This window comes from Nonomuraea sp. NPDC050680, from assembly GCF_040654555.1.
In the GTDB taxonomy this organism is placed as follows: domain Bacteria; phylum Actinomycetota; class Actinomycetes; order Streptosporangiales; family Streptosporangiaceae; genus Nonomuraea.
In genome coordinates, this window is the sequence record NZ_JBFAIF010000028.1 from 1 (window position 1) to 26,428 (window position 26,428).

24 protein-coding genes and 1 pseudogene are annotated in these 26,428 nt (G+C 69.2%); 15 read left to right on the plus strand and 10 right to left on the minus strand.

The features are described 5' to 3' along the window. Nucleotides 1–186 precede the first annotated feature (186 nt). The 3 genes from AB0H88_RS46685 to AB0H88_RS46695 all read right to left on the minus strand — a co-directional run bounded on the left by AB0H88_RS46685 (nt 187) and on the right by AB0H88_RS46695 (nt 2,400). The gene (locus tag AB0H88_RS46685; RefSeq protein ID WP_357655882.1) at nt 187–606 is read right to left on the minus strand and encodes a pyridoxamine 5'-phosphate oxidase family protein; all 420 of its coding nucleotides are present in this window, start codon (nt 604–606) and stop codon (nt 187–189) included. A 141-nt stretch (nt 607–747) separates the two neighbouring features. Next, entirely contained in the window at nt 748–1,428 is a 681-nt protein-coding gene (locus AB0H88_RS46690) for an SDR family NAD(P)-dependent oxidoreductase (protein WP_357655885.1), read from the minus strand. 33 nt (nt 1,429–1,461) lie between these two features. Then, the gene (locus AB0H88_RS46695) at nt 1,462–2,400 is read right to left on the minus strand and encodes an NADP-dependent oxidoreductase (RefSeq protein ID WP_357655887.1); all 939 of its coding nucleotides are present in this window, start codon (nt 2,398–2,400) and stop codon (nt 1,462–1,464) included. 99 nt (nt 2,401–2,499) lie between these two features. Between AB0H88_RS46695 and AB0H88_RS46700 the strand changes: the two genes are divergently transcribed. Then, nucleotides 2,500–3,195 carry a helix-turn-helix domain-containing protein gene (locus AB0H88_RS46700; protein ID WP_357655889.1) on the plus strand — a complete coding sequence of 232 codons (696 nt, stop codon included), beginning with the start codon at nt 2,500–2,502 and terminating at the stop codon, nt 3,193–3,195. On the opposite strand, the gene AB0H88_RS46705 is transcribed toward AB0H88_RS46700, so the two are convergent. Together AB0H88_RS46705 and AB0H88_RS46710 are read right to left on the minus strand one after the other, a co-directional pair. After that, nucleotides 3,192–4,022 carry a glutamate ABC transporter substrate-binding protein gene (locus AB0H88_RS46705; RefSeq protein ID WP_357655892.1) on the minus strand — a complete coding sequence of 277 codons (831 nt, stop codon included), beginning with the start codon at nt 4,020–4,022 and terminating at the stop codon, nt 3,192–3,194. The genes AB0H88_RS46700 and AB0H88_RS46705 overlap by 4 nt on opposite strands. A 358-nt stretch (nt 4,023–4,380) precedes the next feature. Continuing rightward, complete coding sequence (locus tag AB0H88_RS46710) at nt 4,381–5,397, minus strand: LacI family DNA-binding transcriptional regulator (RefSeq protein WP_357655895.1); 1,017 nt, start codon at nt 5,395–5,397, stop codon at nt 4,381–4,383. A 251-nt stretch (nt 5,398–5,648) separates the two neighbouring features. Between AB0H88_RS46710 and AB0H88_RS46715 the strand changes: the two genes are divergently transcribed. From AB0H88_RS46715 to AB0H88_RS46735, 5 genes are all read left to right on the plus strand, one after another. Further along, nucleotides 5,649–6,926: an extracellular solute-binding protein gene (locus AB0H88_RS46715; protein WP_357655897.1), complete on the plus strand. Its 1,278-nt coding sequence runs from the start codon at nt 5,649–5,651 to the stop codon at nt 6,924–6,926. Nucleotides 6,927–6,930: 4 nt separating this feature from the next. Next, nucleotides 6,931–7,881: a sugar ABC transporter permease gene (locus AB0H88_RS46720; RefSeq protein ID WP_357655899.1), complete on the plus strand. Its 951-nt coding sequence runs from the start codon at nt 6,931–6,933 to the stop codon at nt 7,879–7,881. A 20-nt stretch (nt 7,882–7,901) separates the two neighbouring features. After that, nucleotides 7,902–8,702 carry a carbohydrate ABC transporter permease gene (locus AB0H88_RS46725; RefSeq protein WP_357655902.1) on the plus strand — a complete coding sequence of 267 codons (801 nt, stop codon included), beginning with the start codon at nt 7,902–7,904 and terminating at the stop codon, nt 8,700–8,702. An 18-nt stretch (nt 8,703–8,720) separates the two neighbouring features. Beyond that, nucleotides 8,721–10,391 carry a trehalase family glycosidase gene (locus AB0H88_RS46730; protein WP_357655905.1) on the plus strand — a complete coding sequence of 557 codons (1,671 nt, stop codon included), beginning with the start codon at nt 8,721–8,723 and terminating at the stop codon, nt 10,389–10,391. A gap of 324 nt (nt 10,392–10,715) precedes the next feature. Further along, nucleotides 10,716–10,847, plus strand: coding sequence for a hypothetical protein (locus tag AB0H88_RS46735; RefSeq protein ID WP_357655907.1), 132 nt, complete (start codon nt 10,716–10,718; stop codon nt 10,845–10,847). 51 nt (nt 10,848–10,898) lie between these two features. Here AB0H88_RS46735 and AB0H88_RS46740 read toward each other — a convergent pair whose 3' ends face one another. After that, complete coding sequence (locus tag AB0H88_RS46740; protein ID WP_357655910.1) at nt 10,899–11,492, minus strand: TetR family transcriptional regulator; 594 nt, start codon at nt 11,490–11,492, stop codon at nt 10,899–10,901. 68 nt (nt 11,493–11,560) lie between these two features. Between AB0H88_RS46740 and AB0H88_RS46745 the strand changes: the two genes are divergently transcribed. Then, nucleotides 11,561–13,084 (plus strand): carboxylesterase family protein, encoded by a 1,524-nt coding sequence (locus tag AB0H88_RS46745; protein ID WP_357655912.1) that lies wholly within the window; start codon nt 11,561–11,563, stop codon nt 13,082–13,084. A 262-nt stretch (nt 13,085–13,346) separates the two neighbouring features. Here AB0H88_RS46745 and AB0H88_RS46750 read toward each other — a convergent pair whose 3' ends face one another. From AB0H88_RS46750 to AB0H88_RS46760, 3 genes are read right to left on the minus strand one after another with little or no spacing between them, the layout of a single operon-like run. Beyond that, nucleotides 13,347–14,690: an MFS transporter gene (locus tag AB0H88_RS46750; RefSeq protein WP_357655914.1), complete on the minus strand. Its 1,344-nt coding sequence runs from the start codon at nt 14,688–14,690 to the stop codon at nt 13,347–13,349. Between the two features lie 44 nt (nt 14,691–14,734). Then, nucleotides 14,735–16,528, minus strand: a complete 1,794-nt coding sequence (locus AB0H88_RS46755) for a sulfatase (protein ID WP_357655916.1) — start codon at nt 16,526–16,528, stop codon at nt 14,735–14,737. Beyond that, complete coding sequence (locus tag AB0H88_RS46760) at nt 16,525–17,136, minus strand: PadR family transcriptional regulator (protein WP_357655918.1); 612 nt, start codon at nt 17,134–17,136, stop codon at nt 16,525–16,527. The genes AB0H88_RS46755 and AB0H88_RS46760 overlap by 4 nt, the downstream gene beginning before the upstream one ends. Nucleotides 17,137–17,586: 450 nt before the next feature. Here AB0H88_RS46760 and AB0H88_RS46765 point away from each other — a divergent pair, with 450 nt between their 5' ends. From AB0H88_RS46765 to AB0H88_RS46775, 3 genes and pseudogenes are all read left to right on the plus strand, one after another. Then, complete coding sequence (locus tag AB0H88_RS46765; protein ID WP_357655920.1) at nt 17,587–18,861, plus strand: arginine deiminase; 1,275 nt, start codon at nt 17,587–17,589, stop codon at nt 18,859–18,861. Between the two features lie 115 nt (nt 18,862–18,976). Next, complete coding sequence (locus tag AB0H88_RS46770; RefSeq protein WP_357655922.1) at nt 18,977–19,642, plus strand: MarC family protein; 666 nt, start codon at nt 18,977–18,979, stop codon at nt 19,640–19,642. A gap of 31 nt (nt 19,643–19,673) precedes the next feature. Beyond that, nucleotides 19,674–19,850: pseudogene (locus AB0H88_RS46775) on the plus strand (substrate-binding domain-containing protein); the annotation flags it as partial. 25 nt (nt 19,851–19,875) lie between these two features. Here the strand turns inward: AB0H88_RS46775 and AB0H88_RS46780 are convergent. Further along, nucleotides 19,876–20,637, minus strand: coding sequence for a FadR/GntR family transcriptional regulator (locus tag AB0H88_RS46780; protein ID WP_357655924.1), 762 nt, complete (start codon nt 20,635–20,637; stop codon nt 19,876–19,878). A gap of 136 nt (nt 20,638–20,773) precedes the next feature. On the opposite strand from AB0H88_RS46780, the gene AB0H88_RS46785 reads away from it, so the two are divergent. The 5 genes from AB0H88_RS46785 to manD all read left to right on the plus strand — a co-directional run bounded on the left by AB0H88_RS46785 (nt 20,774) and on the right by manD (nt 26,336). Further along, on the plus strand, nt 20,774–22,063 hold the full coding sequence (locus AB0H88_RS46785; RefSeq protein WP_357655926.1) for a sugar ABC transporter substrate-binding protein: 1,290 nt from the start codon (nt 20,774–20,776) through the stop codon (nt 22,061–22,063). 75 nt (nt 22,064–22,138) lie between these two features. Further along, the gene (locus tag AB0H88_RS46790; protein ID WP_357655928.1) at nt 22,139–23,071 is read left to right on the plus strand and encodes a sugar ABC transporter permease; all 933 of its coding nucleotides are present in this window, start codon (nt 22,139–22,141) and stop codon (nt 23,069–23,071) included. Further along, on the plus strand, nt 23,068–23,883 hold the full coding sequence (locus tag AB0H88_RS46795) for a carbohydrate ABC transporter permease (RefSeq protein WP_357655930.1): 816 nt from the start codon (nt 23,068–23,070) through the stop codon (nt 23,881–23,883). The genes AB0H88_RS46790 and AB0H88_RS46795 overlap by 4 nt, the downstream gene beginning before the upstream one ends. A 5-nt stretch (nt 23,884–23,888) precedes the next feature. Then, the gene (dgoD, locus tag AB0H88_RS46800) at nt 23,889–25,037 is read left to right on the plus strand and encodes a galactonate dehydratase (protein WP_357655932.1); all 1,149 of its coding nucleotides are present in this window, start codon (nt 23,889–23,891) and stop codon (nt 25,035–25,037) included. A 69-nt stretch (nt 25,038–25,106) separates the two neighbouring features. Continuing rightward, nucleotides 25,107–26,336 carry a D-mannonate dehydratase ManD gene (gene manD / locus AB0H88_RS46805; RefSeq protein ID WP_357655933.1) on the plus strand — a complete coding sequence of 410 codons (1,230 nt, stop codon included), beginning with the start codon at nt 25,107–25,109 and terminating at the stop codon, nt 26,334–26,336. Nucleotides 26,337–26,428: the final 92 nt, after the last annotated feature.

Below are 26,428 nucleotides of genomic sequence, written 5' to 3' on the forward strand. Positions count from 1 at the left end.
GCGGCCGCACCCGGGTCTACACCGCCATCGGGGGGTGCACGGCGCCCTTGGGCCGGCGCTGCGGGCGGGCAACCCTTACGTAACGGGCCGCCGGGGGGGGCGGCACGTTCACCGTCGATTCCCCCGAGGGCGGAGGGACCCGGCTCAGCTGGTCGGTGCCGCTGTGATGCGGCGCCCGGAACCTGCTCAGCCGGTTGGTGCCGTTGTGATGCGGCGGCCGGAGACCTGCTCGGTCGCCACCACGATGTAGTGGTCACGGCTGCCCGGCGCCCAGGGCGCCAGGGGGAGCCGCGTGAGGCGGGCCATCTCCTCGGGCTCGTGTACGGCTCGGGCGTGCCCGACCGCGGTCACGGACCAGCCGGTACACGAGTCGGGGTCGAACTCGTCGGCCTCGAAGGCCACCACGCTCCGCCGGGTGGCCGCGGCCAGCTTGGAGCCGACGGAAGTGCGGATCACGATGTGCTCGCCGTACAGGCAGAAGTTGACCGGCTGCACGGCGGGCAGCGCCCGATCGGTGAAGACGATCCGGCCGATCCGCGCCGTGTCCAGCAGGTCGAGGCACTCCTGTCGAGAGAGCACCTGCAGGCCGGACGCGTCTAGTTGCATGTTTCCCAGCATCAGGGTGATGGGGAGGAGACGTTAGGGTCTTTCGTCCTTGTTTCGCGGCCGGGCGCCGCAGACCCGCCTCGCATCCATTCTCGGCCGGGCGCCGCAGACCCACCTCGCATCCACGGGCGACTCCGAATATCAGCCCGTGAACTCCAGCTCGGCCCGGTCGCGGCTGCCGTACAGGTCCCAGTAGACCGCCGCGATGTCGTCCGCCTCCGCCGTGGGAAAGCCCGCCGGCGCGTTCGAGCCGATCCAGACGCTGATCGCCACGTGCGCGGCGTAGACGCCCCGGCCGGCCAGGGCGCCGTTGAGGTTGAGCACCCAGTTGCGCAGGGCGGCGGCGGCCGCGTTGATGTTGCCCATCATCGGGTTCGGCGTGATGGAGCCGCCTCCCGTGGTGAACAGCAGGGTGCCGGCGCCGGCTTCGAGCATCGCGGGCAGCACCTGGCGGGCCGCGGTGACCGCGCCGTACAGGTAGTAGTCGATCTGCGGCTGGAGGTTGTCCACGGTCACCTCCAGCGGGCCGGCCATGGTGATGCCCGGGACCGGGGTGTGCGGGGCGGGGGAGTACTCCAGTACGTCGATACCGCCGAAGTGCGCCGCCGCCTGTTCCAGGGCGGTGGCCAGGGTGGCGCGGTCCATGATGTCGGCGGGGAAGGCCGCCGCCGTGACGCCCGAGCCGGCGAGCTCGGCGACAAGCTCATCCAGTTTGTCCTTGCTGCGGGCGATCAGGGCGACGTCGAAGCCGTGTCCGCCGAAGAGCTTGGCGATGGACAGGCCCATGCCGGGGCCGGCGCCGACGATGGCGAGGGTGGGCATGATCAAACTCCTGTTGAGTGAAGGGAAACAGACTCAGGCGATGGAGATCGCGAGCTTGCCCTGCGCGCCGGCGCCGAAGTCGGCGAACGCCTGGGCGACCTGGTCCAGCGGGTAGGTGGCGGTGATGGGCACCCGCAGGGCGCCCGCGGCGGCATCGGCGGCCAGTTTGTCCAAGGTGACCTGGTTCGGGTCGGCCATCACCGAGGTGACGCTGACCTCCTGACCCTGGACCGCGTCGGGGCCGAAGCCGAGAGTGGAGGCGAGCCGGCCGCCCGGCCGCAGCAGCGCGGCCAGCCGGGCGCCGTCGCCGGCCAGGTGCAGCACCGCGTCCACGCCGTTCGGGGCCAGGGCGCGTACCTGCGCCTCCACCTCGGCGGTGAAGTCCACCAGGTCGATCTCGGAGTCGGTCAGCCCTCGGACGAAATCGCTCTCGGCGCCCGGCCGCGCCGTGGCGAGCACCCGGGCGCCACGAGCCACCGCGACTTGCACCGCGAGTGCGCCGACACCGCCGGTGGCGCCGGAGATCAGGACGGTCTCGCCCTTCTGCGGGTCCACGGCGGCGATGCTGTCCAGGGCAGCCGTTCCGGCCAGTCCCAGCGCTCCGGCCGCGGCGGCCGAGAGGCCATGCGGAATGTGTGCCACACCGTAGGCGGCGGGCACGACGAGGTACTCGGCGAGCGAGCCGGCGCCCAGGAACGGCTTCATCGCCACGCCGAAGACGCGGTCCCCGACGGCGAACCCCTCGGCGCCTTCGCCAACGGCCTCGACCGTGCCGGCGAAGTCCTTGCCCGGGATCAGCGGGTAGCGGTGCTCCATCATCTGCTGCAGGTAACCGGCCACGGTCGCCGCGTCGAAGCCGTTGATCGACGAAGCGGTGACCTTCACCAGCAGTTCACCGGCTTCGGGCCGCGGCGCGGCCACCTCGGTGACGGCGGGGCTCGCGGGGACGGAACTCAGGGCAACTGCGCGCACGGGCGGCTCTCCTCAACTAATCGGAATGGGTTATCCGGTTGACTTCCGCAGCGTAGCACTAGAATCGGATAGGCCTTTCCGATTCGCTATGATGGCTGCATGACCCCTGCCGCCCGCCGCGTCCCCGCTTCCCCAGACCCCTCGGCCCAGGGCCTGCGCATCGATGCCCGGCACAACCGCGATCGCATCCTGTCAGCGGCCCGGCGGGTCTACGCGCGCGACGGCATCGAAGCCTCGATGGCCTCCGTGGCACGCGAGGCGGGCGTCGGAATCGCGACGCTCTTCCGGCATTTCCCCGCGCGCGAGGACCTCGTCGCCGCCGTCTTCGCCGACACCATGCAGACGTACGCCGATGCCGCCGCCACCGCGCTGGCCGACCCCGATCCGTGGCACGGATTCACCTGGTATATCGAGGCCGTCTGCGGCATGCAGGCCGCGGACCGCGGTTTCGCCGAGGTGCTGACCATGACCTTTCCCAGCGCCAGGGCCCTGGAGACCAAACGGGACGAGGCTTACCGCGGCTTCAGCGAGCTGGTCGTCCGGGCCAAGGAAGCCGGCCGGCTGCGCCCCGACTTCACCACCGAGGACCTGGTCATCCTGCTCATGGCCAACGCCGGTGTCATCGCGGCCACGGCCGGCGCGGCCCCGGAGGCGTGGCGCCGGCTCGTCGGCTGCATGATCCAGTCGTACGCCGTCCCGGACCCCGCGAACACCGAGCCCCTGCCGCCCGCGCCCACCCCGACGGCCCTGTACCGGGCCATGATCCGCCTCAGCCGGCGTTCCAGTACCTCTTAGGCGCAGCCTTCGAACTGGGGCACTGAGGTGGAAATCGAAAGGCCCGTCGCGCCGAAGTGTTTGCGGAGGAGCTTGGGCGCCGTCCCGGTCTGGTACATCGCGGTGATGGCCCGGTTGACCGCCTCGCATCCGGCTACGTCGCCATGGCGTAGGGCGATGCCGTACCGCTCCTCCGTGAACGGGGCGTGGACGATGGTGTACGCGCCCTTGTCCCGGGCGGCGAACCCGGCGAGGATCAGGTCGCCGGTAGAGACCGCGTCCACCGCGCCGGATCTGAGGAGGTCTACACACTCGCTGTAGGTGGGAGCCGGGACCAGGACGGCGGCCACGCCGCGGCCTTCTATGATCCTCGAGGTGGAGATGGAGCCCTGGGCTTCACACAGCTTGCGCCCGGCGAGATCTCGTACGTCGCCGATGTTCGTCGTTCCGCTGCGGACCAGGATGTCCTGCTGCGAGAGGTAGTACGGCCCCGCGAACGTCACCTGCATCTTGCGCGGTGGGCTGATGGAGTAGGTGGCCACCACCATGTCCGCCTCGCCGGAGTTCAGCTTGGCCTCTCGGCCCTCCGACGTGGTGGCGATGAAGGTGACCTTCTTGCCCAGGTGGCGGGCCACGTAGGTGGCCACGTCCACGTCGAACCCCTCGAAGGTGCCCTGCTTCGTCCGCAGACCCAGGCCGGGCTGGTCCGGCTTCACCGCGACGATCAGCTCGTCCTTGTCCAGGATGGTCGGGGTATGGCGGAGGACGCTCATCCCGCACCCGGCCGATGCCAGGGAGATGGCCGCTGCCACGACGACTCGCGCGAGGCCGCCGAGTGTCCTGCTCATCGCTCCTCCGGGGTGCGGGCCTGCCAACGCGAGCCCCACGCTAGGCAAGGACGATGAAGGAAGAGTGAACCCGCCGTGGCGGCACCCGGTCGAGAGGATGACGGCGGACGCGCAAGTTCGGCAGTTCCCGCGAGGCGAAGGCGATGGATGTCGGTGACCGCCTTGCCGCGGCTGCGTCCGTCGGCGTCCAGGACCGCCTGGTCGCCGCCGAGGCCGTCTGCCAGCGGATACGCGGTGACCCTGGCGGTGCCGGCGACCTGGGCGGCTTCGGCTTCGTACCAGGTGGGCTTGAGCGTGCCGTCGGTGTTCTTCAGGCGGCGCGAGTGGTGCCGTGCTCAGGCGCGAGTGCCGTTGGCCCTCAGGCGCGGGGCCGGGCGGGACCGGTCGTGCCGCGGAGCGAGATCGGCGGGGTGAGCAGGAGGTGGCGGTGCGGGGTGGCCGGGTCGGCGATGCGCTGGATGAGCAGCTCGACGGCGCGGGCGCCCATCTCGCCGGCGGGGACGTCGGCGGCGGTGAGCGGCGGGTGCAGGTTCTCGGCCCAGTGCTGGGCGGCGACGCCGGCGATGGAGAAGTCTCCGGGCACGGTCAAGCCTGTCTCGGCCAGCGCGCGGTACATGCCGGACACCGCCGCCTCGTTGATGGTGGCGATGGCGGTCAGCTCCGGATGGTCGGCGAGAAGCTGCCGCAGGCAGGTCTGGCCGGCCTGGGCGTCGTCGGCGCAGCAGACCCGCACGCCGTGCAGACCGCGTTCGGCGATGGCGCGATCGAAGCCGGCCTGCGCTCGGTGGCCCGGCCCGTAGCCGGCGGCGACCAGCTCGGCGTTGCGGTTGACCAGGGCCAGGTGCCGGTGGCCGAGGTCGGCCAGGTGGTGGACGCATTTGGCGATGAGCGTCTCGTAGTCGATGTCCACCCAGGACATGTCCTCCGGCCGGCGGGTACGGCCGATGCCGACGAACGGCGGGCCGCTCTGCAGCAGCCGGGTCACCCGGTCGTCCTCCAGCCGGATCTCCATCAGGATGACGCCGTCCACGCGCCGGCCGGTGATGACGCGCTCGAAGGAGCGGTCGTGCTCGCCGCCCGAGGGTGACAGCAGGACGTCGAGGTCGGCGCGGGCGGCGGCGTCGACCACGCTGGCCACGAAGCCGAGCTGCATGTCGGTCAGGCGCTGGCTGGCGGGCGGGATGACCAGGCCGATGGTGCGGGTACGGCCCTCTTTGAGCGCCCTGGCGGCGGCGTTGGGCCGGTAGTCCAGCTCGTCGATGACCGCCTGGATGCGGCGCTTGGTCTCCTCCGACACCGGGCGCTTGCCGGTGAGCGCGTACGAGACGGTGCTGCGCGACACGCCCGCCCGTTTGGCGATCTCTCCGATGTTCACCCGTGCTCCTCGTCCGAACCGCCGGTCGTGACCATGGTAGGTCGAACCGGTTCACGAGATGGTACGTCGCCGGAGTCCGTGGCGACGACGCGTCGCCTGCCGCACATCCCACGCGACATCTCGGCGATCCGGCCGCACCGCCCATTGACTCTCGCGGTGAAGCGGGCCTATGTTCAGCGAATCGGTTCGGCGAATCGATTCGACTAGGTCCGGAAACGGCCGCATAACGCCTGTCAGCGGAGGTCAGCCCGATGAGATCAGCGGCAAGGAGCCGGCGTGCGGCCGGCGCGAGTCTGGCGGTCCTGGCCGCCGTGGGCGGGCTGGTCGCCTGCTCGTCATCGCCCGAAAGCGGCAACGGCGCTTCGGCGAGCGCGAGCCAGGCCGCCGGGGGCGGGACCTACGCGATCTGGGACCCGTACCCGCAGTACGACAAGAGTTCTGAGTGGGTGAAGCTGCTGGAGAAGTGCGGCACCGACGCCGGGGTGAAGGTCGAGCGCACCGGTTACGACACCAGCGACCTGACCAACAAGGCGCTGCTGGCGGCGCAGCAGGGCAACTCCCCGGACGTGCTCATCGTCGACAATCCCGTCGTTTCCACCCTGGCCGAGGCAGGCGTTCTCACCTCCACCGAGGAGAACAAACTCGATGTCACGGCGATCGCGCCGAACCTGCTGGCGGCCGGTCAGAGCGGCGGCAAGACCTACGGCGTCCCGATCGGTGCCAACACCCTCGCCCTGTACTACAACAAGGCCGTCCTGAAGAAGGCCGGGGTGGACATCGCCTCGGTGAAGGACTGGGCGTCGCTGACCGGGGCGCTGGAAAAGGTGAAGGCGGCGAACAAGAAGGGCATCACGTTCTCGGCGATCGGCACCGAGGAGGGCAGCTTCCAGTTCCTGCCCTGGTTCTGGGGTTCGGGCGCGAACCTCACCAAGCTCGACTCGCCCGAGGGCGTGTCGGCGGTGACGCTGTGGAGCGACTGGCTGAAGAAGGGGTACGCCCCCAACTCGGTCATCAACAACACCCAGACGACGAGCTGGCAGGAGTTCGCGAGCGGCGACTTCGCCTTCGCCGAGAACGGCACCTGGCAGTTGGCCAACGCCAAGAAGGCCGGTTTCGCGTACGGCATCATCCCGGTCCCCGGCAAGGGCGGCGGCGCCGCGCCCGCTCCCACCGGCGGCGAGTTCGTCAGCATCCCCGTCCAGGCCGACACCGGCCGCTACGCCACCTCGCAGAAACTCGTGACCTGCCTGACCAGCGCCGGCAACTCGCTCACCACGACCACCACGCTCTCCTACATCGCGCCCACGGAGGCGGTGCAGGCCAAGCAGGTGGCGGCCACGCCCGACCTGCGGGTGTGGGTGGAGGCGGTCAAGGCGGCCAAGGGCCGTACCAGCGACGACCTGGGCACCAAGTACCCGAAGATCTCCGAGCCCCTGTGGGGCGCGGTGCAGGCGGCGCTGAGCGGGTCGAAGTCTCCGCAGGAGGCGATGGCGGCAGCGCAGTCGTCGGCGGCGAGCGCGATCCAGTAGCGGCATGAACCACGTCACACAGACCCCGATGGCCCTGGACCGCCCGACGGCGCGGGGCCATCGGGCGGCACGCGCGCGGTCCGGCCAGTGGGCGGCATGGGCGTTCCTCGCCCCGGTCGTGCTGTACCTGCTGGTCTTCTACGCCTATCCGCTCTACCGCAACATCGAGCTGAGCCTGCGTAACTACACGGTGCGCTCCTTCGTGCAGGGCGACGCCCCGTTCGCCGGGTTCGCCAACTACGCGAAAGTGTTCGCCGATGCGACCTTCGGGCCCGCGCTGTGGCACACGGTGGTGTTCACGCTGGTCTCGCTGGCCTTCCAGTTCGTCATCGGGCTCGCGCTGGCATTGTTCTTCCTGAAGAACTTCCGGCTTTCGGCCACGCTGCGAGGGTTGTTCCTGGTGCCGTGGCTGCTGCCGCTGATCGTGTCCGCCTCGACCTGGTCGTGGATGCTCAACAGCGACTCCGGCGTGGTCAACGCGGCGCTGTCGTGGTTCGGCGTCGGCCCAGTGAACTGGCTGACCTCGCCGGACTGGTCGCTGTGGTCGGTCATCATCGCCAACGTCTGGATCGGCATCCCGTTCAACCTGGTGGTGCTGTACTCGGGGCTGCAGGCGATCTCGCCGGCCATCTACGAGGCCGCCGCGCTGGACGGCGCGGGCGGCTGGCAGCGCTTCTGGCGCGTGACGTTCCCGCTGCTGCGGCCGGTGTCGGCGATCACGCTGCTGCTCGGGCTGGTCTACACGCTGAAGGTGTTCGACATCATCTGGATCATGACCAAGGGCGGGCCGAGCGGGGCGTCGACCACCTTCGCCACCTGGTCCTACCGGCTCGGGTTCGGCAACCTGGTGCCCTCCTTCGGTCCCGGCGCCGCCGTCGGCAATCTGCTCATCGTCATGGCGCTGGTCTTCGGCCTGGTCTACATCCGCGCGCAGCGAAGGCAGGCGCCGGCATGAAGGCGAAGACACGCCCTGGCATGAAGCACCTCAAGACCGCGATCGGGCTGGTGCTGACCGGCGTGATGCTGTTCCCGGTCTACTGGATGATCAACGTGTCGTTCACCCGCGACCAGGACATGCGCCGGACCAACTGGTTCCCCGTCAACGGCACCCTGGACGGCTACCGGGCGGTGCTGGACCAGCAGCTGCCCTACCTGGGGGTGAGCCTGGTCGTCGGACTGGGCACGGTGGCGCTGACCCTGCTGCTGGCGGCGCCGGCCGCGTACTCGCTGGCCAAGCTGCGCCCGCGCGGCGGTGGGGCGCTGAGCTTCGTGCTGCTCATCGCGCAGATGATCCCCGGGATCATCATGGCGATGGGCTTCTACGCCATCTTCCTGTCCAGCGGCGTGCTCAACACCGTTCCGGGACTGATCGTGGCCGACTCCACCCTCGCCGTGCCGTTCGCGGTGCTGATCCTCACCACGTTCATGTCCGGCATCCCGGAGGAGTTGCTGCAGGCCGCCCGTACCGACGGCGCCGGGGTGGTGCGTACGTTCGTCTCCATCGTGCTACCCGTCAGCCGCAACTCGCTCATCACCGTCTCGCTGTTCGCGTTCCTGTGGGCGTGGTCGGACTTCATCTTCGCCTCCACCCTGGACCAGGGCGGCGACCACCAGCCGATCACCCTCGGCATCTACCACTACATCGGCAACAACAACCAGGAATGGAACGCCATCATGGCGACCGCCGTGATCGCCTCCGTCCCCGCCACCATCCTGCTCGTCGTCGCCCAGCGCTATGTCGCCGCCGGCGTCACCGCGGGCGCCGTCAAAGACTGAGAAGGGACCTGTCACTTCATGACCGTCGCCGCTTCAGGCCCGGTGTTCTCCCTGCGGGACATCCCGTTCAGCTACCACGGCTCCTGGTTCGGCTTCTCGCCCGTGGTGGCGGAGCAGACCTACGCCGAGGACGTGCACCTCGTCTCGCACCAGACCGGCATGCACGCGATCCTGCGGCTGATCCCCAGCGCCGAGAGCATCATCACGGCCACCCCGCATCAGCTCAGCTGGAGCCGTGACGACGGCCGGATCGACCTCGCCTACGACGGCCCCGACACGGTACGGCTCAGAGGCCGCGGTCTCGGGCTCCGCTTGCTGGCCGCCGACCCCGTACTGACGCCGTTCAGCGGCCCGTACTTCTACCAGGACCCCGTCGACGGATCGTACGTCTTCACCGTCTACCAGACCGGCCGCCGCTACCGGATCACCCTCCTCAGCGGGCAGGCCGAACACCGCGGCACGCAGGCGCTGGGCACCGCCGAACGCGGTCTCCTCCTCAGCGGTGAGTGGGAGATCGCCATCGAGGAGTACGAGACCGCCCGCGCCCCCTACACCAGCGGCGCCGCCTTCGAGCAGGTCGCCAAGGCGGCGCGGGCAGAGTTCGACGCGTTCGCCGCGGCGGTCGCGCCCTGGCGCGGCGATGGCACGCCCGCCGCCGAGCTGGCCGCCTACGTGCTGTGGTCGGCCACCGTCCGCCCCGCCGGGTTCGTCACCCGGCCCGCCGTGCTCATGTCCAAGCACTGGATGGACAAGGTGTGGAGCTGGGACCACTGCTTCAACGCCCTCGCCCTGGCCGGCGGCCTGCCCGAGCTGGCCAGGCACCAGTTCCGGCTGCCCTTCGACCACCAGGACGCCGCCGGCGCGCTGCCCGACTCCGTCACCCACTCCGAGATCCTGTACAACTTCGTCAAGCCGCCCATCCACGGCTGGACCCTGCGCCGGCTCCCTTCCGCACCTGACCAAGCCGATGTCTATCGGCTGCTGGAACGCTGGACCGCCTTCTGGCTCGAGGCCCGCCGCGCCCCCGGCCGTGAGCTGCCGCACTACCAGCACGGCAACGACAGCGGCTGGGACAACGCCACCACGTTCGACCCCGAGCGGGTCGTCGAGACCGCCGACCTGGCCGCCTTCCTCGTCCTGCAGATGCGCGAGCTGGCCCGCCTGGCACCCGACCCCGGCGCGTCCGCCAAGTGGACCGAACAGGCCGACCGGACGCGTGACGCGCTCCTCGCCGAACTGTGGGACGGCGAACGGTTCGTCGCCCGTGGTGCGCACTCCGGCCGTACCTGGTCCAGCTCCAGCCTGCTCGACCTCATGCCGATCGTGCTGGGCGAGGAGCTACCGCGACCCGTCCGGGCGGCGCTGGCCGCCCGGATCGAGCGGCACCTGACCGCGTTCGGGCTCGCCACCGAATTGCCCACCTCGGAGCACTACCAGGACGACGGCTACTGGCGCGGCCCCATCTGGGCGCCCTCGACCGTGCTGATCGAGGACGGCCTGCGCCGCGCCGGATACCCGGACCTGGCCGACGAGATCAGCGCCCGCTTCCGCGCCTTGTGCGAGCAGTCGGGATTCGCGGAGAACTTCGACGCCCGCACCGGCGAGGGCCTGCGCGACCGCGCCTACACCTGGACGGCCAGCGCCTACCTCATCCTCGCCGCGGCCCACGAGCGGCGCACCGGGAGATGATGCGCCGCGCCCGGGCCGGGCTCGGGGCCACCGAGACGATCTGGCCGGTCTGTTTGACGGAGCACCAACGAATCGATTCGACCGGAGCGTAGATCCGGTATTGGAGGTGCGTCAATGGCCTTCTAACGGCATGGCCTACGTGGGCTCCGGGGGCAGGAACCGACGGCGGTCATGGGGTGGGCAGCTGTCGAAAAGGAGAGCACGGCCTCTGGCCGGCCCTTTGCATAAGCTGTCCCATCACGCCTCGCCGTACACGGCCGAGGACCTGCGACGACCTGAGGGACTGGGTCGTCGCGGGCTGCGCGAAGTCCCGGTGCGGTACAGATGTGCGTCGAGCGGGAACGGGCCCTCGCCGAACACGACCCCACCTTCCGGCCCACCTGGGACGACACCGCCAACGGTCTGATCGACGTGATCGTCGCGATGTGGCAGGCGCCGGTCTCCGGCACACCGTGATGCCGGCGGTCGAAGGCACTCGGTCCGTGGCCGAAGAAGTGCGGCGCAGGGCTAGCGGCCTCCGGCAAATGGGGCGAGGGCGGGGAGGCCGCCGGCCAGCGCCGTCGAGAGGCGTAGCAGGCGGTCCGTGAGTTCCTCGGGGTCGAGGGGGTCGTCCGCGTCGACCACCCAGTCGTGGACGATCGCGCCGGTGCCGCCGGTGATCATCGTCGCCAGGTCCCGCGCCGTGTCGTCGTCGAGGTCGCCGAACACCTCCCGCAGCCCCGCCAAGGTGATCAGCGAGCCGAACAGCCTGTTCAGGGCCCTGGTCATGGGGAAGGAGCAGGATCCGGTGAGCATCGCGCGGTAGAAGGGCCGGTGCCGGGCGAAGTGCCGGGCCATCGCCAGCACGCGCGCGTGACGTGGGGCGCTGTCGTCGCCCACCTCCGCGATGAGCTCCCGTTCGACCAGATCGGCCGCCGCTGCCACGAGGAGCGCGTCGCGGTCGCCGAACTGCAGATAGACCAGTTGCCGGCTGACGTTCGCGGCATCGGAGAGATCCCCGACGGGAAGCGCCGTGGTGCCGCGCTCGGAAACCAGGAGTACCGCGGCGGCCATCAGCGCGGCGCGAGAGCGGAGCACCCGGCGGTCCTGTCTGACTTGCACGCCGCCAACCCTAGACATGTGTTAGAAAATAGACAACTGTTAAATCAGTCGTTTTAAGGGAGTCAGAGATGTCCGGAGTCGAGCCCGAGGTCCGCACCACCGCCGGCGTCGTGCGCGGCCGTACCGAGGGCGGCCTGGCCGTCTTCCGCGGCATTCCGTACGCCGAACCCCCGCTCGGCGCGGCCCGTTTCCAGGCGCCGCGGCCCGCGCGCCGCTGGGACGGCGTACGAGAGGCCGACGAGTTCGGCCCGCCGGCCCCGCAGGACACGAACATGGGTGGTAACAGCGGCGGGGACCTCTTCAAGGGCGCGGGTGACGACTGGCTGACGGTCAACGTCTGGACGCCCGCCCCGGACCCGGCCGCCCGCCGTCCGGTTATGGTGTGGATCCACGGTGGCGCCTACAAGCTCGGCTTCTCCGGCAGTCCCGGCTACGACGCCCAGCACATCGCCCGCGAGGGCGACGTGGTGTTCGTGTCGCTGAACTACCGCCTGGGCATCGAAGGCTTCGCCGGCATCGACGGCGCGCCCGCCAACCGGGGCCTGCTCGACCAGGTCGCCGCCCTGGAGTGGGTGCGGGACAACATCACGGCGTTCGGGGGCGACCCCGGCCAGGTGACCGTTCTCGGCGACTCGGCGGGCGCCGGGTCCGTCGCCTCGCTGATGGTCATGCCGAGCGCGACGGGCCTGTTCCGGCGGGCCGTCGGGCAGAGCCTGCCGGGCACGTTCCTCTCCGGCGCCCTGGCCCGGGACGTCGGGGCGGCCATCGCCGCCGAGGCCGGCCTGCGCCCGACGGCCGAGGAGCTGTCCGGCGTGGATCCGCGGGAACTCCCGGCGGTCGGCCAGGCGCTGACGGCCAGGATGCGGCAGTACGAGGATCGCTGGGGCTCCTTCGCGCACACCCTGTCCCTCTACTCTCCCGTCGTCGACGGCGAGGTGCTGCCGGTCACGCCCTGGGAGGGGCTGGCTCGCGGCGCGGGACGGGACGTGGAGCTGATCATCGGCCACAACCGCGACGAGTGGCGGACGTTCCTGCTCCTCGGCAACCTGTTCGGCAAGGTCACCGACGGGCGGGCGGCGCAGACGCTGCGGCGCTATGGGCCGGGCGAGGACGGCGAACGCGCCTACCGCGCGGCCTTCCCGGACGCGTCCGCCGAGGACCTGTTCGAGCTCGTGCAGACCGACTGGCTGTTCCGCATGCCGACACTGCACCTGGCCGAGGCCCAGGCCGCCGGGGGCGGGCGGGCGTACCTGTACGACCTGACCTGGCAGTCCCCGGGCACCGGCGGACTGCTGCGGGCCTGCCACGGCTTGGACGGCCCGCTGCTGTTCGGCACCTACGACGCCCACCTCGGCCCGGTGGCCATCGGCCCGGAGCACACCGCCGAGGCTCGTGCCCTGACGACGCAGATGCGCCCAGCATGGACGGCCTTCGCCGCCACCGGCGACCCGGGCTGGCCCGCGTACGACCCCCGGCAGCGCCTGACCCAGGTCTTCGACACGACACCGTCCGTCACCGCCTACCCCGAGGAGACCTCGCGCCGCCTGTGGCAGAACCACACCTTCGAACCGCTTCCCCTGCTGACCGCCTGAGGCCGACGCAGGGGCTAGGAGTTCGCCATCCGGAGCAGGTCGTCGACGGCGCGAGCCCGAGGTGGTCGGCGCCGGCCCGCTGCATGCGTACGCCGTGCGGGCCGTCGGTGAGCACCGCGGACGGCACGCCCGCACGGGCCACCTCCGCGGTCGCCCAGAAACCGGCGCCGGACACGAGGCTCGCCTTCTCCTCGAGCGTGAGCCGCTCGACGACGGATCGTCCGTCGGTCATGTCGCGACCTTCCTGGTAGGGGAGCGCATGTCAGTTCGAGAGCGCCTGCTGGCGGCGGAAGTCGAGTGTCTCGCCGACCCGGCCGGTGTCTCGCGGATAGGTGACGTACAGGATCGAGAGCAGGAGGCCGTTGACGATCATCAGGATGACCAGCACCCAAAGGAACACGCCCTGGATCCCGATCGTCGCCGCGAGCGCGCCGGCCAGGAGCGAGAACAGCGCCCACGCGATCGTCTCGAACACCGTCAGCCAGATCGCGTAGGCCTGGCCGCGCAGCTCGGGCAGCACGACGGCGGCCACGATGGGACGGTTGACCGGCGGGTTGAGCCCCTGGCAGGCGCCGAGCAGGGCCCAGAAGAGCGCGTACACGCCGATGCTCTCGTACCGGAACTGCGTGCCGAAGAAGGCGATGACGCCGAACAGGATCTGGGCGAGCTGCAGGACCAGGACGCGGCCGCGGCTCGGCATGAGCCGGTCGATCCTCGGCAGGAGGAATCCGGCGCCCAGCGTGGCGACGCTGTAGCCGATCCCGAACGGCAGCGCCACCAGGATGGCGGTGGAGTTGGAGATGCCCCGCTCAGAGACCAGGAACTGGACGCCGAAGATGATGATCAGCAGGTGGCCGGATAGGAGCCGGCTCAGCATCATCACGGTGTACGTGGGGATGCGGAACAGCCCGATGACGGAGGCGACGGTGACCTTCGCCTTCGGTCGTTCCTCGGCGGCCAGGTCGGCGAGCTGCTCTTCGGCGGCCCCGATGTCTGGGTCCTTGTAGAGGGCGACGACCAGGAGTCCGGCGCCGATGCAGACCCCACCGAGGGTCCACAGCGCCCAGCGCCAGCCGTCCTCCAGCCCCACGAAGGCGGCCATGACGGGGCCGAGGACGATGCCGGCGACCTGGAGCGTTCCGAAGAAGATGCCGTTGGCCCGGGCGCGCTGCTCGTCGGGGAAGGAGTCGGCGATGACGGCCATGGTGATGGGCGAGCTGCCGATCACCGCGGCGGACATGAGGGTGCAGCAGATCAGAAGCTGGACGAAGTTCTGCGAGAAGCCCGCGGCGAGACCGAACAGGCCACCGGTCACCGTCGTGGCGGTGAGCGTGGCGCGGCGACCGATCCGGCCGGCCAGCCAGACCCAGAACGGCCCGGCGGGCACGCTGGCTATCTTGCCGAGGGCGGCGATGAGGCCGAGATGGCCGCTGTTGAGCCGCAGCGCGGCCGCCAGCGTGGGGAAGACGGTGTTGATGAGGCCGGCTTCGGTGTTGTCGACGACGCTCACGCCGGAGAGGACGGCGAGATTGCGCCAGCGATGGGGGATGTCGGCGGCCTGAGCCGCTCCTGGCCGGACGGACGTGGCGGGGGAGCTGGCATCCATGGGGTGCCCCTGTCTGTGCGGTGGTGCGATAGAGCGACGTCGCCTCAGGGGGCTGGGGCGACGGGTGGTGCCGGGAGAGGGTTGACCGAAAGAAGGTTGACCGAAAGAAGGCTGAGCTGCTCGTCGATGCGGCGCAGGGCCGCGGCGGGCACGTAGCCGTAACGGGCGAGATCGAGAAGGCTCATGGAGGCGGGGGCGGAGAGCATCTCCGACTGCACGAGCGCGGGCGCTTCCTGAGCGAGGACGTCCTTGGGACCGGTCATCTGCAGGAGTTCCAGGAGGGGGGTGCGGAGCAAGTCGGGAGCGTGGAGTTCTTCCATCGCGGGCAGCGGCGCGGCGACAGCCGCCGCACGTCCGCGCTGTTCGCGGACCAGGAGATGCTCGCGGGTGATGTCGCCCTCGTGGGGGACGCCCAGGCGCTCGAACTGGCTGGGCGGGGCGTCGGCGTCGAGCATGAGGCGGCGCAGCAGTTCGAGCATCCGCAGTTCCACGTCGTCGTCGGCGATCGGTGTTTCCTGCGCCGGGTCGTCGTGGAGGTCGAAGAGCAGCGTGCCGTGTTGCCAGGGGTTCATCCATGAGGGCGAGGCGGGTATCCGCATGGTGCGTACGCCCTTGGTGAAGGTGAAGGGCTCGGCCGGTTCCCATTCCTTGAGCTCCTGCGCCGAGAAGCGGGCGCGCATGTGGGTGGGCATGAGGGTGAACTCTTCGAGGGGGCCGTTGGCCTGGTCCTTGCCGGCGCGCATGTAGACGTAGCGGCCGTCGGTGACGTTGACGTGTCCGCCGTGGATGCCGAAGAGCGCGCCCTCACGGACGGGTTCGTCCTCAGTGAGGTCGTTGCCTTGCATGTCGGGTGTGGGTTCGATGCCGAAGTAGCGCAGGATGGTCGGGGCGATGTCGATGGTCTGTGCGAGCGCGCCTCTGCGCTCGTCCCGGTCGCCGGTTCTCGGGTCCCACAGGAACATCGGCAGGTGCACGAGTTCGTTGAACCACGGCATCACGGACTTGGCCCACCAGCCGTGTTCGCCGAGCAGGAAGCCGTGGTCGGTGTTGACCAGGAGCAGGGTGTCGTCCCACATGGCGTGGGTGTCCATGAAGTCCAGGACGCGGCCGAGTGAGCGGTCGCACATGGAGACCAGGGCGGCGTACTCCTTGCGGGCGTGCTCGACCTGGTCGCCGGGTTCGAGGACCTTCTGGTACGGCGGCCAGTCGAACTCGGGACCGTCGTAGTCGTGCGGGTAGAGATCCTTGTACAGCTGGTGGGTGAAGAACGGCTCGTGCGGATCGAACATCTCGATCTGCAGCAACCACCGGTCGGCGGCGACGTTGGTTTCGAGAAAGTGCAGGCCCGCGTCGACGGTCCGGGTCTGCGAGTGCTCCGCCTCGGTGGCCATGTAGGTGCGGTTGATCGCGTCCTGGCGCTTCATCGCCTCGAACGGGCCTTTCGGGGCGTCGCCGACCACGCCTTTCCACGGATCGCCCTCCTGACCCCGGAAGAACTCCCAGGTGCTGTAACGGGTGTGGTACGTCGCGCCGCCGTCCTCCCAGTAGTGCGGGTGGTCGGAGGCCAGATGGGTGTGCACGCCCGCATGCTTGAGCATCTCGGGCATGGAGTCGTCGAACGGCTCCAGCGGGCCCCAGCTGCGGTGCAGGAAGTTGTACCGTCCGGTGTGCATCTCACGCCGCGCCGGCATGCACGGCATCGAACCGGCGTAGAAGTTGTCGAACGTCACGGCCTTGGCCGCCAACCGCGCGAAGTTGGGCGCGTCGACGAAGGTGTCGGCATAGGGCGAGAGCAGGTGCCGGTTCAGGCTGTCGAACATGACGATGATGGCCCTCATCGCGCCGTCTCCTCCGTCCGCCCGAGGGTGGGCGCGGGCTCCTGGTTGAGCGGCTCCGCGTCGAGCAGGCGCCGGCGCAGCTCGATGAGGGAGGCGATGTGCCGGTCCATCGCCTCGGCCCCGCGCCGATGAAGCCACTCGTCCATCTGGTTCCCGAGTGCGACGTCGTAGCCACGCGGGGGCTCGTCGTGGCGGCTGCGGTCACGGTGGCGGTAGCGCGCCACTTCCGCCACCCGGGTGTTGATCTCGACGTCGAGGATGGCGAGCACCTGCTCGACCGTCATGAAACCGGCGCCGCCCAGGCGTGCGTACAGGTCGGGGTCCTGGAAGCGGGTGGGCGGGTTGTACGGACGCGTCAGCCAGTCGATGAAGACGGTGTGACCCTCCTCGGTCACGTGGTAGCGCTTGGCGTTGCTCGCCCCGGGGCGTTCCTCGATCGTGTGCTCGACCCAGCCGCGCTGCTCCATCGCCGCCAGAGTTCGGTACGCCTGGCTCATGGTGGTGTTCGAGCGCGCGAACCGCCCGTGCGTGTCGAAGAACTTCTTCAGTTCGTAGCCGGTACTGGGACGATCCAGCAGCGCCCCGAGGAGAAGGATCTCAAGCTTCATCAAGTGTGCCCGTCGTTGTAACGAAGGTAACCGTGCCACAAGTGGAATGGTGATACCATGGCACAAGTGTCATGCCCTGTCGAGAGTCTTCTCAGTGGATGATTTCGGCCCGCCCGCCAGGCCGCGCGCCGATCCCGGTCGGGAGCCGAGACGCGGATCAGCGGCTCGAGCAGCGACCCGACGGTTAGGTATGGGCCTGAGGCCTGTCTGCCACGCCGAGGTTTCGTCCTGGGACCAGCAGGGCCGGCTGGTCCGCCTGACAGAGGAGATACTGCCCGGCGTCGAACCCGGTCCGGCCACCTCAACCTTTTGACAAAGCATCACCGTCGGCAGATTGGGGCGCTCATCGCAGTGGAATGATGCCGAACGCGGTTGAGATCCCCGTGCTGCCGCTCTCGCGAGGCGCGGGCCACCCTCCCCTACCGTTACCGATCCGCATGGGAGGACCTTGTGAGCACGAAATACGGAGTCCACTCAGAGGTGGGCACGCTGCGACAGGTGATCGTGCACCGGCCCGATCTCAGTCTCAGACGGCTCACCCCGGCCAACAAGGACGACCTGCTCTACGACGACGTGCTCTGGGTCAGCCGCGCCCAGATCGAGCACGACATGTTCGTCGAGATGATGCGCGGGCGCGGCATCGAGGTCTTCCACCACCAGCAGTTGCTCGCCGAGGCGCTGGAGGCCGCACCCGAGGCCAAGCGGCACGCGGTGGAGCGCACGGTCACCCACCTGACGGTGGGGCCCTCGCTCGTCGACGAGATCCGCGCCGAGCTGGCCTCCTGGAGCGGAGACAAGCTGGCCGAGCACCTGATCGGCGGGCTCACCAAGGAGGAGTTCGTCGCCGCGGTCCAGGCCAGTCGCGAAGGCTTCGACGCCTGCTCCCTGGTCACCGCGATGGCCAGGACCGGGTCGTTCATCCTGCCGCCGCTACCGAACTCGCTCTACCAGCGCGACCCTTCGGCCTGGCTGTACGGCGGGGTCTCGCTGAACCCGCTCTACTACCACGCCCGCCGCCTGGAGACGATCAACCAGAGCATCATCTACCACTTCCACCCGATGTTCGCCGACGACGGATTCGCCTACTGGTACCCGCCGATGGGCGACGACGGCAACTTCGACGAGGAGGACTTCGGCCGCGCCTCGCTGGAAGGCGGCGACATGATGCCGATCGGCAAGGGCACCGTCGCCATCGGCGTCAGCCAGCGCACCAGCCCGATCATGATCGAGCACCTGGCCATGGAGTTGTTCGCCGCCGAGGCCGCCACCAGGGTGCTCGCGGTCAACATCCCGCCACACCGCTCGTACATGCACCTCGACACCGTCTTCACCCTGCTGGACGTCGACAAGGCCACCGGCTACCCGCCGGTCGTGGAGAACGCGGCGGTCTACTCGCTGCGGCCCGGCGACAAGGCGGGCACTCTCGACGTGCACCACGAACCGAACCTGGCCGCCGCCTTCGAGGACGCGCTCGGCATCGGCAAGCTCGACATCATCTCCACCGGCGGGGACGACTACCAGCGGGCCAGGGAGCAGTGGGACAGCGGCAGCAACTTCGTCGCCCTGGAGCCCGGCGTCGTGGTCGGCTACCACAAGAACGAGTTCACCAACAGGAAGCTGCGCGAGCACGGTGTGGACGTCATCGAGATAGAGGGCTTCGAGCTGGGCAAGGGCCGGGGCGGCGGGCACTGCATGACCTGCCCGATCCTGCGCGACCCCCTCTAGCAGCCGAAGCGAGAAGGCGCGGGCCACCGTCCCCGCGCCATCCCCCCGCCACCAGCCGCGACCGTTCCCGCCTATGGGGTCGGTTGCCGGCATCGCCGCAGCGGGAAGGACCGCGATGACCCATCCAGCAATCATTCTCTTCCTAGCCCTGTTCGGGCTCTACAGCCCCGTCGCCGCGCTCGCCTCCTATCTGCCGATCGTCCGGCCCTACGACCACAAACAGGTCAACCGGCTGGCGCTCGGGCTCGGCCTCAACGTCGCGGTCTTCGTCCTGGCGGCGCTATGGATCGGCGAGCCGCTCCTCAAACTGCTCGGCATCAGCACCGCCGCGCTGACCGCCACCGGAGGCATCGCCCTGGCCTACGCCTCCATCCCGCTGATGCGCGGCAAAGCCGGAGCCGTCGAAGAGCTGGAGAAACTTCAGGAAGAGGAGAAGCTGGGCAGCACACTGCCACCCGAGCCGGCGCCGCACCCCAAGACCATCCTGTACACCCCGCTCACCTTCCCGTTGACCGTCGGCGGCACCACCTTCGCCTTCGGTGTCGCCGCCTCGGCGGCGGCGACCAACATGCCCGACAAGATCGCCCTGTCAGTCGCCGCCCTGTGCTTCGCCGTGGTCACCGGGGTGACGCTTTACCTGTCCGGCCATGTCCAACGGCGCATCTCGCTCAAGGGCGCCATGCTCCTGGACCGGATCGCGGGCATCCTGCTCACCGCCATCGCCGTCATCCTGCTCGCCAACGGCTTCACCGACCTGGTCACCGCGCGCCTCAACCAGTGAATGAAGCGGGCCCGATGATCTCGACAACACCCAGCCGGCCGCCCTGCCCAACATCGCGCTGACCGGCGTCAACCAGGACGGAGCCGTCATGGGCGGCACGGCCGGCCGGCTCCTGCTCGAACGCATCCAGGGCCGCACCTCGGCGGTCCGCTTCTCCGTCACCCCCAGCCTGGTCGTCCGCGGCTCGACCCCCCCGCCTCCTGGCTGAGCCGTGCCGTGCTCACCTGCGCCGGTCAGGTGCCGCCTGGCTCGACGGCCTGCTCCCACATCGACTTCATCTCGGCGAACCCTTGCTCCATGATCCCCACCATGGCCTCCCGGGCCCGCTCGCCGTCGCGCCGCTGGATCGCCTGGGCCACGTCGGTGTGCAGCTGCAACGCCTGCTCGTCCGGGTTGTGCGGCATCAGGTGGTAGTGGTGCCGGCCGGCGAGCACCTCGGCGACGATCTGCTGCAGTTTCGCGAACATCTCGTTGCCGGAGGCGGCCAGCACCCGCCGGTGGAATTCGATGTCCAGGGTGAGGAAGCGCGCCTCATCGCCGGCCTTCCCCGCGGCCCACATCTTGGCCGCGAGGCCGACCAGCTCGCTCGCCTCGTCGTCGTCGATCCGCCCGGCGGCCAACCAGGCGGCGTGCGGCTCGATCGCGGTCCGTAGCTCGGTGATCGAGCGCATCTGCGCCATCCGCCCGGCCGAGGCGAGCCGCCAGCGGATCACCTGCGGATCGAAGACGCTCCACCCCTCGGCGGGCTGGATCATGATCCCGACCCGGCGCCGCGTCTCGATGAGTCCCATGGAGGCGAGCACTCGCAGCACCTCGCGGATCACCGAGCGGGAGACCTGGTAGCGGTCGACCAGGTCGTCGATGCTCAGGACGGAACCGGCGGCCACGTCGCCGCTGCAGATGGCCGTGCCGAGACGGTCGAGGACTCGTGCGTGCAGCCCGGCTTCGGCAGGGGCGTGCTGAGTGGGTAGGCCCCCAGGGGAGGACTGATTCACGGCATAGAGCATATCAGTTGCCGACGTACCCTTGAATAAGTCAGCTTTTTTGTCCTAACATCCCGGCATTAAGCAGATGTTACGACAGTGTGGCGCACTTCCGGGGGCGGCAGTCATGACAGAAAGGCGAGATGACGTGCAACGTCGATCGATACTCAGTGCATCTCTGGCCGTGGTTGTCGCCATGGGCCTGTCCGCCTGTGGCGGTGGTGGTGATGGCGCCGGCGCGTCCAAGACGGTCCGGGTCACCCTGGCCAACCACGTGTGGACGGAGAACGTCAAGAAGGCCCTGCCCGAGTTCGAGAAGCAGACCGGGCTCAAGGTCGAGGTCACTCAACTAGGCGAGGACCAGCTCTCCGACCAGTACAACGTCAAGCTGAACGCCGGCTCATCCGACATCGACGTGATGATGTACCGTCCCCTCCAGGAGGGGAAGCTCTTCGCCAAGAACAAGTACCTGGCCGACCTGTCGGACCAGGTGAAGGCGAACAAGGACTGGGACTTCAGCGACTTCCAGGCCGGCCCGGTGGAGGCCACCACATACGACGGCAAGCCGGTCGGTGTCCCGATCATCACCGAGCAGGAGGTCCTCTACTACCGCAAGGACCTGCTCGCCAAGGCCGGCCTGAGCGCCCCGCCGAAGACCCTCGACGAGCTGAAGGCCGCCGCCGCCAAGGTCAAGGCGGCCGACCCGGGCGTCGCGGGCTTCGTCGCCCGTACCGGCAAGTCGCCGGCGGTCACCCAGTTCTCCAGCTTCCTTTACAGCTTCGGCGGCGACTTCGTCGATGGCAGCGGCAAGGCCGCGGTCAACAGCGAAGCGGCCAAGCAGGCGTACGCCTACTACGGCGGGCTGATCAAGGACTCCGGCCCGGCGAACGTCAGCACCGACATGGGCTGGCCCGAGGCGATGGCCATCTTCACCCAGGGCAAGGCCGCCTTCTACACCGAGGCGAACTCGCTCTACAAGAACGCCACCGACCCGGCCAAATCCAAGGTCTCGGACACGGTCGGCTTCGCGCCGTTCCCGGCCGGCCCGGCCGGTTCGAAGCCGTACAACATCCCGTCGTGGGCCCTGGGCATCAACTCCAGCTCGGAGAACACGAGCAACGCCTGGAAGTTCATCGAGTGGGCCACCGGCAAGAACCAGACGCTCGCCCAGCAGAAGTCCGGCGTGCCGGGTGCCCGTAGCTCCGTGTGGGCCAACCCGGAGGGTATCTCGACCTTCCCGAAGGACCTGGCGGAGGCCATCAAGGCCAGCACCAAGTCGGGGGTGGGTCATGACCGGCCGCTGGTCGTGAAGGTTGCCGAGGCTCGCGAGATCGTCGGCCAGCCGATCGTCGACGCGATCACCGGCAAGGACGCCGCGGCGGCCGCTGACACGGCCAACGCCGCGTTCCAGAAGTTCCTGGACGACGAGGCCAAGTAAGGGGCGCCCGTGGGTGGCGGGAATGAGCGCCCGTCACCCACGTACCCCGCAGGCCCGCGCACCACTGGAGACCCCATGGCAACGATCACCACCAAGGCGCCGCCCAGCGCCCCCGATACGCCCGGCTGGGTGCGCTGGGTCAATGACCACCGCAAATGGCTCTTCGCCGCGCCCGCGATGACCTTCGTCGCCGCGCTGCTCGTGTTCCCCCTGGTCTGGACCGGCTATCTCAGCCTGACCGACGCCGAGGGATCCGTCCGCGCGGAGAGCGAGTTCGTGGGCATCCAGAACTACCTCGACGTCCTGTCGGACACCGCGCGGTTCTGGCCCGCCGTCGGGCGGACCGCCACGTTCACCGTCGTCGCGCTGCTGTTCGAGGTGGTCCTCGGGATGGCGATCGCCCTGCTGCTCTGGCGGCCGTTCAAGGGGCAGAGATGGGTCCGGGTCGCCATCCTGATGCCGCTCGTCGCCACCCCGGTCGCGGTCGGCATGATGTGGCGGCTCATCTTCGACCCGAACATCGGCATGGCCAACCAGATCCTCGGCTGGGTCGGCATCGGGCCGCAGCCGTGGCTGGCCGGCCAGCACACGGCCCTGCCCACCACGATCTTCATCGACATCTGGCAGTGGACGCCGATGGTGACGCTGATCCTGCTCGCCGGGCTCACCTCGCTGTCGGACGAGCCGCAGGAGGCGGCGCGCATCGACGGCGCCAGCACCTGGCAGCGTTTCCGGCACGTCACCCTGCCGCTGCTGATGCCCACGCTGACGGTGGCGATCCTGCTGCGCGGTATCGACGCGCTGAAGACCTTCGACATCCTCTACGCCACGAAGGGTCGCGGCGGTGGTTCGTTCCACGAGGTAGAGACGCTGAACGTGTACGCCTACGGCCTCAGCTTCGACTACAACGAGTACGGCGTCTCCTCCACCGTCCTCATCCTCTTCTTCCTGATCATCATCGGGGCGATGTGGGCCCTGACCGCCCGGCGCAAGGAGGCCAAGCGATGAAACCCCGTCCCGCGTACCGGGTGTTCCGGGTGGTGGCGCTCGCCTTCGTGATGCTCTCACTGCTCGCGCCGCTGCTCTGGATGATCGCCGCGTCGTTCAAGACCAACGTCGACATCTACGACCCGGGCAAGGCGCTGGCCTTCTCGCCCACCATGGGCAACTACGCCAAGGTGCTCCAGCAGGCCAACTACGTCGAGTTCATCGTCAACAGCCTCTGGGTGGCGTTCGCCGCCACCGTGGCGTCGCTGATCCTCGGCCTGCCGGCCGCGTACTCGATGAGCCGGTTCAACATGCGGAAGTCCGCGCTGGTGGTGCTGATGGCCCGGGTCATCCCCGGTGTCTCGCTGCTGGTGCCCTGGTATTACGTCTTCTCCAACCTGAAGATGGTCGGCGGCTTCGGGGTGCTGATCCTCAGCCACATGTTCGTCGCGCTGCCGCTGGTGGTCTACATCATGATGGGCTACTTCGACAGCCTGCCCGAGGAGTTGGAGGAGGCGGGGCTGGTCGACGGGCTGACCCACATCGGCGCGTTCCGCCGCATCATGCTGCCGCTGTCCGTACCGGGTATCGCCACCGCTGGGATCTTGTCCTTCATCTTCTCGTGGAACAACTTCATGTTCGCGCTCGTGCTCTCCGACGCGGACACCAAGACCCTGCCCGTGGCGATCTTCGACTTCGTCGGCTACGCCAGCATCGACTGGGGCGGCCTGATGGCCGCTGCCACTGTGGTCACTCTGCCGATCATGGTGATCGCCCTGTTCGTGCAGAAGTACGTGGTCTCCGGCCTCACCGCCGGCGCGACAAAGGGCTGACCGGCATGACGACCATCGCCCGCGTAGAGACCTTTCTGGTCGCCCCCCGCTGGCTCTTCGTCCGGGTGGAGACCGACTCCGGGATCGTCGGCTGGGGTGAGGCCACCTGCGAAGGGCGCTCCGAGACCGTCCGCGCCGCTGTGGACCAGCTCGCGGAGCTGCTGATCGGCCGGGACGCGCTGCGCATCGAGGACCACTGGCAGGTGCTGACCAAGGGCTCGTTCTACCGGGGTGGCCCGATCCTGGCGAGTGCTGTGGCGGGCCTCGACCAGGCCCTCTGGGACATCGCCGGCAAGCACTTCGGCGCCCCGGTGCATCAGCTGCTCGGCGGTCCGGTCCGGGACCGGATCCGGGTGTACGGCTGGGTCGGCGGCGACGAGCCCAGCGAGGTCCGCGACCACATCGCCGCCCAGGTCGAGGCCGGGCTCACCGCAGTGAAGATGAACGCCTCCGGCAAGATGAGCCCGGTCGCCTCGGTCGCCGAGTTGAACGGCGTGGTCGCCCGGGTCGCCGCCGCCCGCGAGGTGCTCGGCGACGACCGCGACGTCGCCGTCGACCTGCACGGGCGGTTCACCCTGGCCAACGCTCGCCGGGTGGCGCCGCTGCTGGAGCCGTATCGGCCCCTGTTCCTGGAGGAGCCGGTCGTTCCGGAGAACTCGCACCTCATCGGCGAATTCGTCCGCTCGACCACCATCCCGGTGTCGACCGGGGAGCGGCTCTACAGCCGGCAGGAGTTCCTGCCCGTCCTCCAAGCCGGCATCGCGGTCGCCCAGCCGGACCTCTCGCACGCCGGCGGCATCACCGAGGTGCGCAAGATCGCCACCCTCGCCGAGGTGTACGACGTGCAGCTCGCCCCGCACTGCCCGCTCGGCCCGATCGCCCTCGCAGCCTGCCTGCAGATCGGCTTCGCCACGCCGAACTACCTCATCCAGGAACAGAGCATCGGCATCCACTACAACCTTGGCGCAGAGGTGCTCGACTACTGCCTCGACAAGACCCCGTTGACCTTCGTGGACGGGCACATCGAGCGGCTCACCGCGCCCGGCCTGGGCATCGAGGTCGACGATGAGGCGGTCCGCTCCGCCGGCAAAGCAGGACACGCCTGGCGCAGTCCCATCTGGCGGCACCGGGACGGGTCCTACGCGGAGTGGTGAGCGTGACCTCTCGGCCTCACCGTCGCACTCGCCGCCACTACCGGTACCACCTGTGAGAAAGGCATCTGCGTGAAGATCATCGCAGCGGACGTCGTCGTCACCAGCCCCGACCGCAACTTCGTCACCCTCAAGATCACGACGGATGAGGGGATCAGCGGGCTGGGCGACGGCACACTCAACGGGCGGGAGCTGGCGGTCGCGTCGTACCTGGCCGACCACGTTGTCCCCCTCCTGCTCGGGCGGGACCCGCATCGCATCGAGGACACCTGGCAGTTCCTCTACCGCTCGGCCTACTGGCGGCGCGGGCCCGTCACCATGGCCGCCATCGCGGCCGTGGACGTGGCGCTGTGGGACATCAAGGCCAAGGCCGCCGGGATGCCGCTCTACCAGCTGCTCGGCGGAGCCTCCCGGAACGGGATCATGGCGTACGGGCACGCCTCGGGCCGGGACCTGCCAGAGCTGTTCGACTCGATCCGCCGGCACCTGGAGATGGGTTATCGGTCGATCCGCGTGCAGACCTCCGTGCCTGGCATCAACGCCGTGTACGGCGTGGCCGCCCAGCCCAGTGCCGACGGCAAGCGGTACGACTACGAGCCGGCCCAGCGCACCGCGCTACCCGCCGAAGAGGACTGGGACACCCGCGCCTACCTGCGCCACCTGCCCGGCGTCTTCGAGGCGGTGCGCAACGAGTTCGGGCCCGAGCTGCCGCTGCTGCACGACGGGCACCATCGGATGACGCCGATCCAGGCCGCCAAGCTCGGCAAGGCCCTTGAGCCGTACGACCTGTTCTGGCTGGAGGACTGCACGCCGGCCGAGAACCAGGAGGCGCTGCGCCTGGTACGCCGGCACACCACCACTCCGCTGGCCATCGGGGAGGTCTTCAACACCGTGTGGGACTACCAGACCCTGATCCGTGAACAGCTCATCGACTACGTCCGCTCCGCCGTCACCCACACCGGGGGGATCACGGCCATGCGGAAGCTGCTCGACTACGCCGCCCAATACCAGATCAAGTCCGGCATCCACGGCCCGACCGACATCTCGCCGGTCGGCATGGCCGCCGCCCTGCACCTGGACCTGGCGATCCACAACTTCGGTATCCAGGAGTACATGCAGCACGGCCAGGCGACCAACGAAGTGTTCCAGCAGTCATTCAGCTTCGCCGACGGCTACCTGCACCCCGGCGGGCTGCCGGGACTCGGCGTGGAGCTCGATGAGAAGGCCGCGGCGCGATTCCCGTACCAACCGGCGTACCTGCCGTTCAACCGGCTCACGGACGGCACCGTCCATGACTGGTGAGCACGACGGCGTCGGCCGGGCGTTCGCTGTCCTGGTCCGCGCCAACGGCGGCCGTGCGGTGATCTGGGTCGTGGGCAAATCGACATATGATC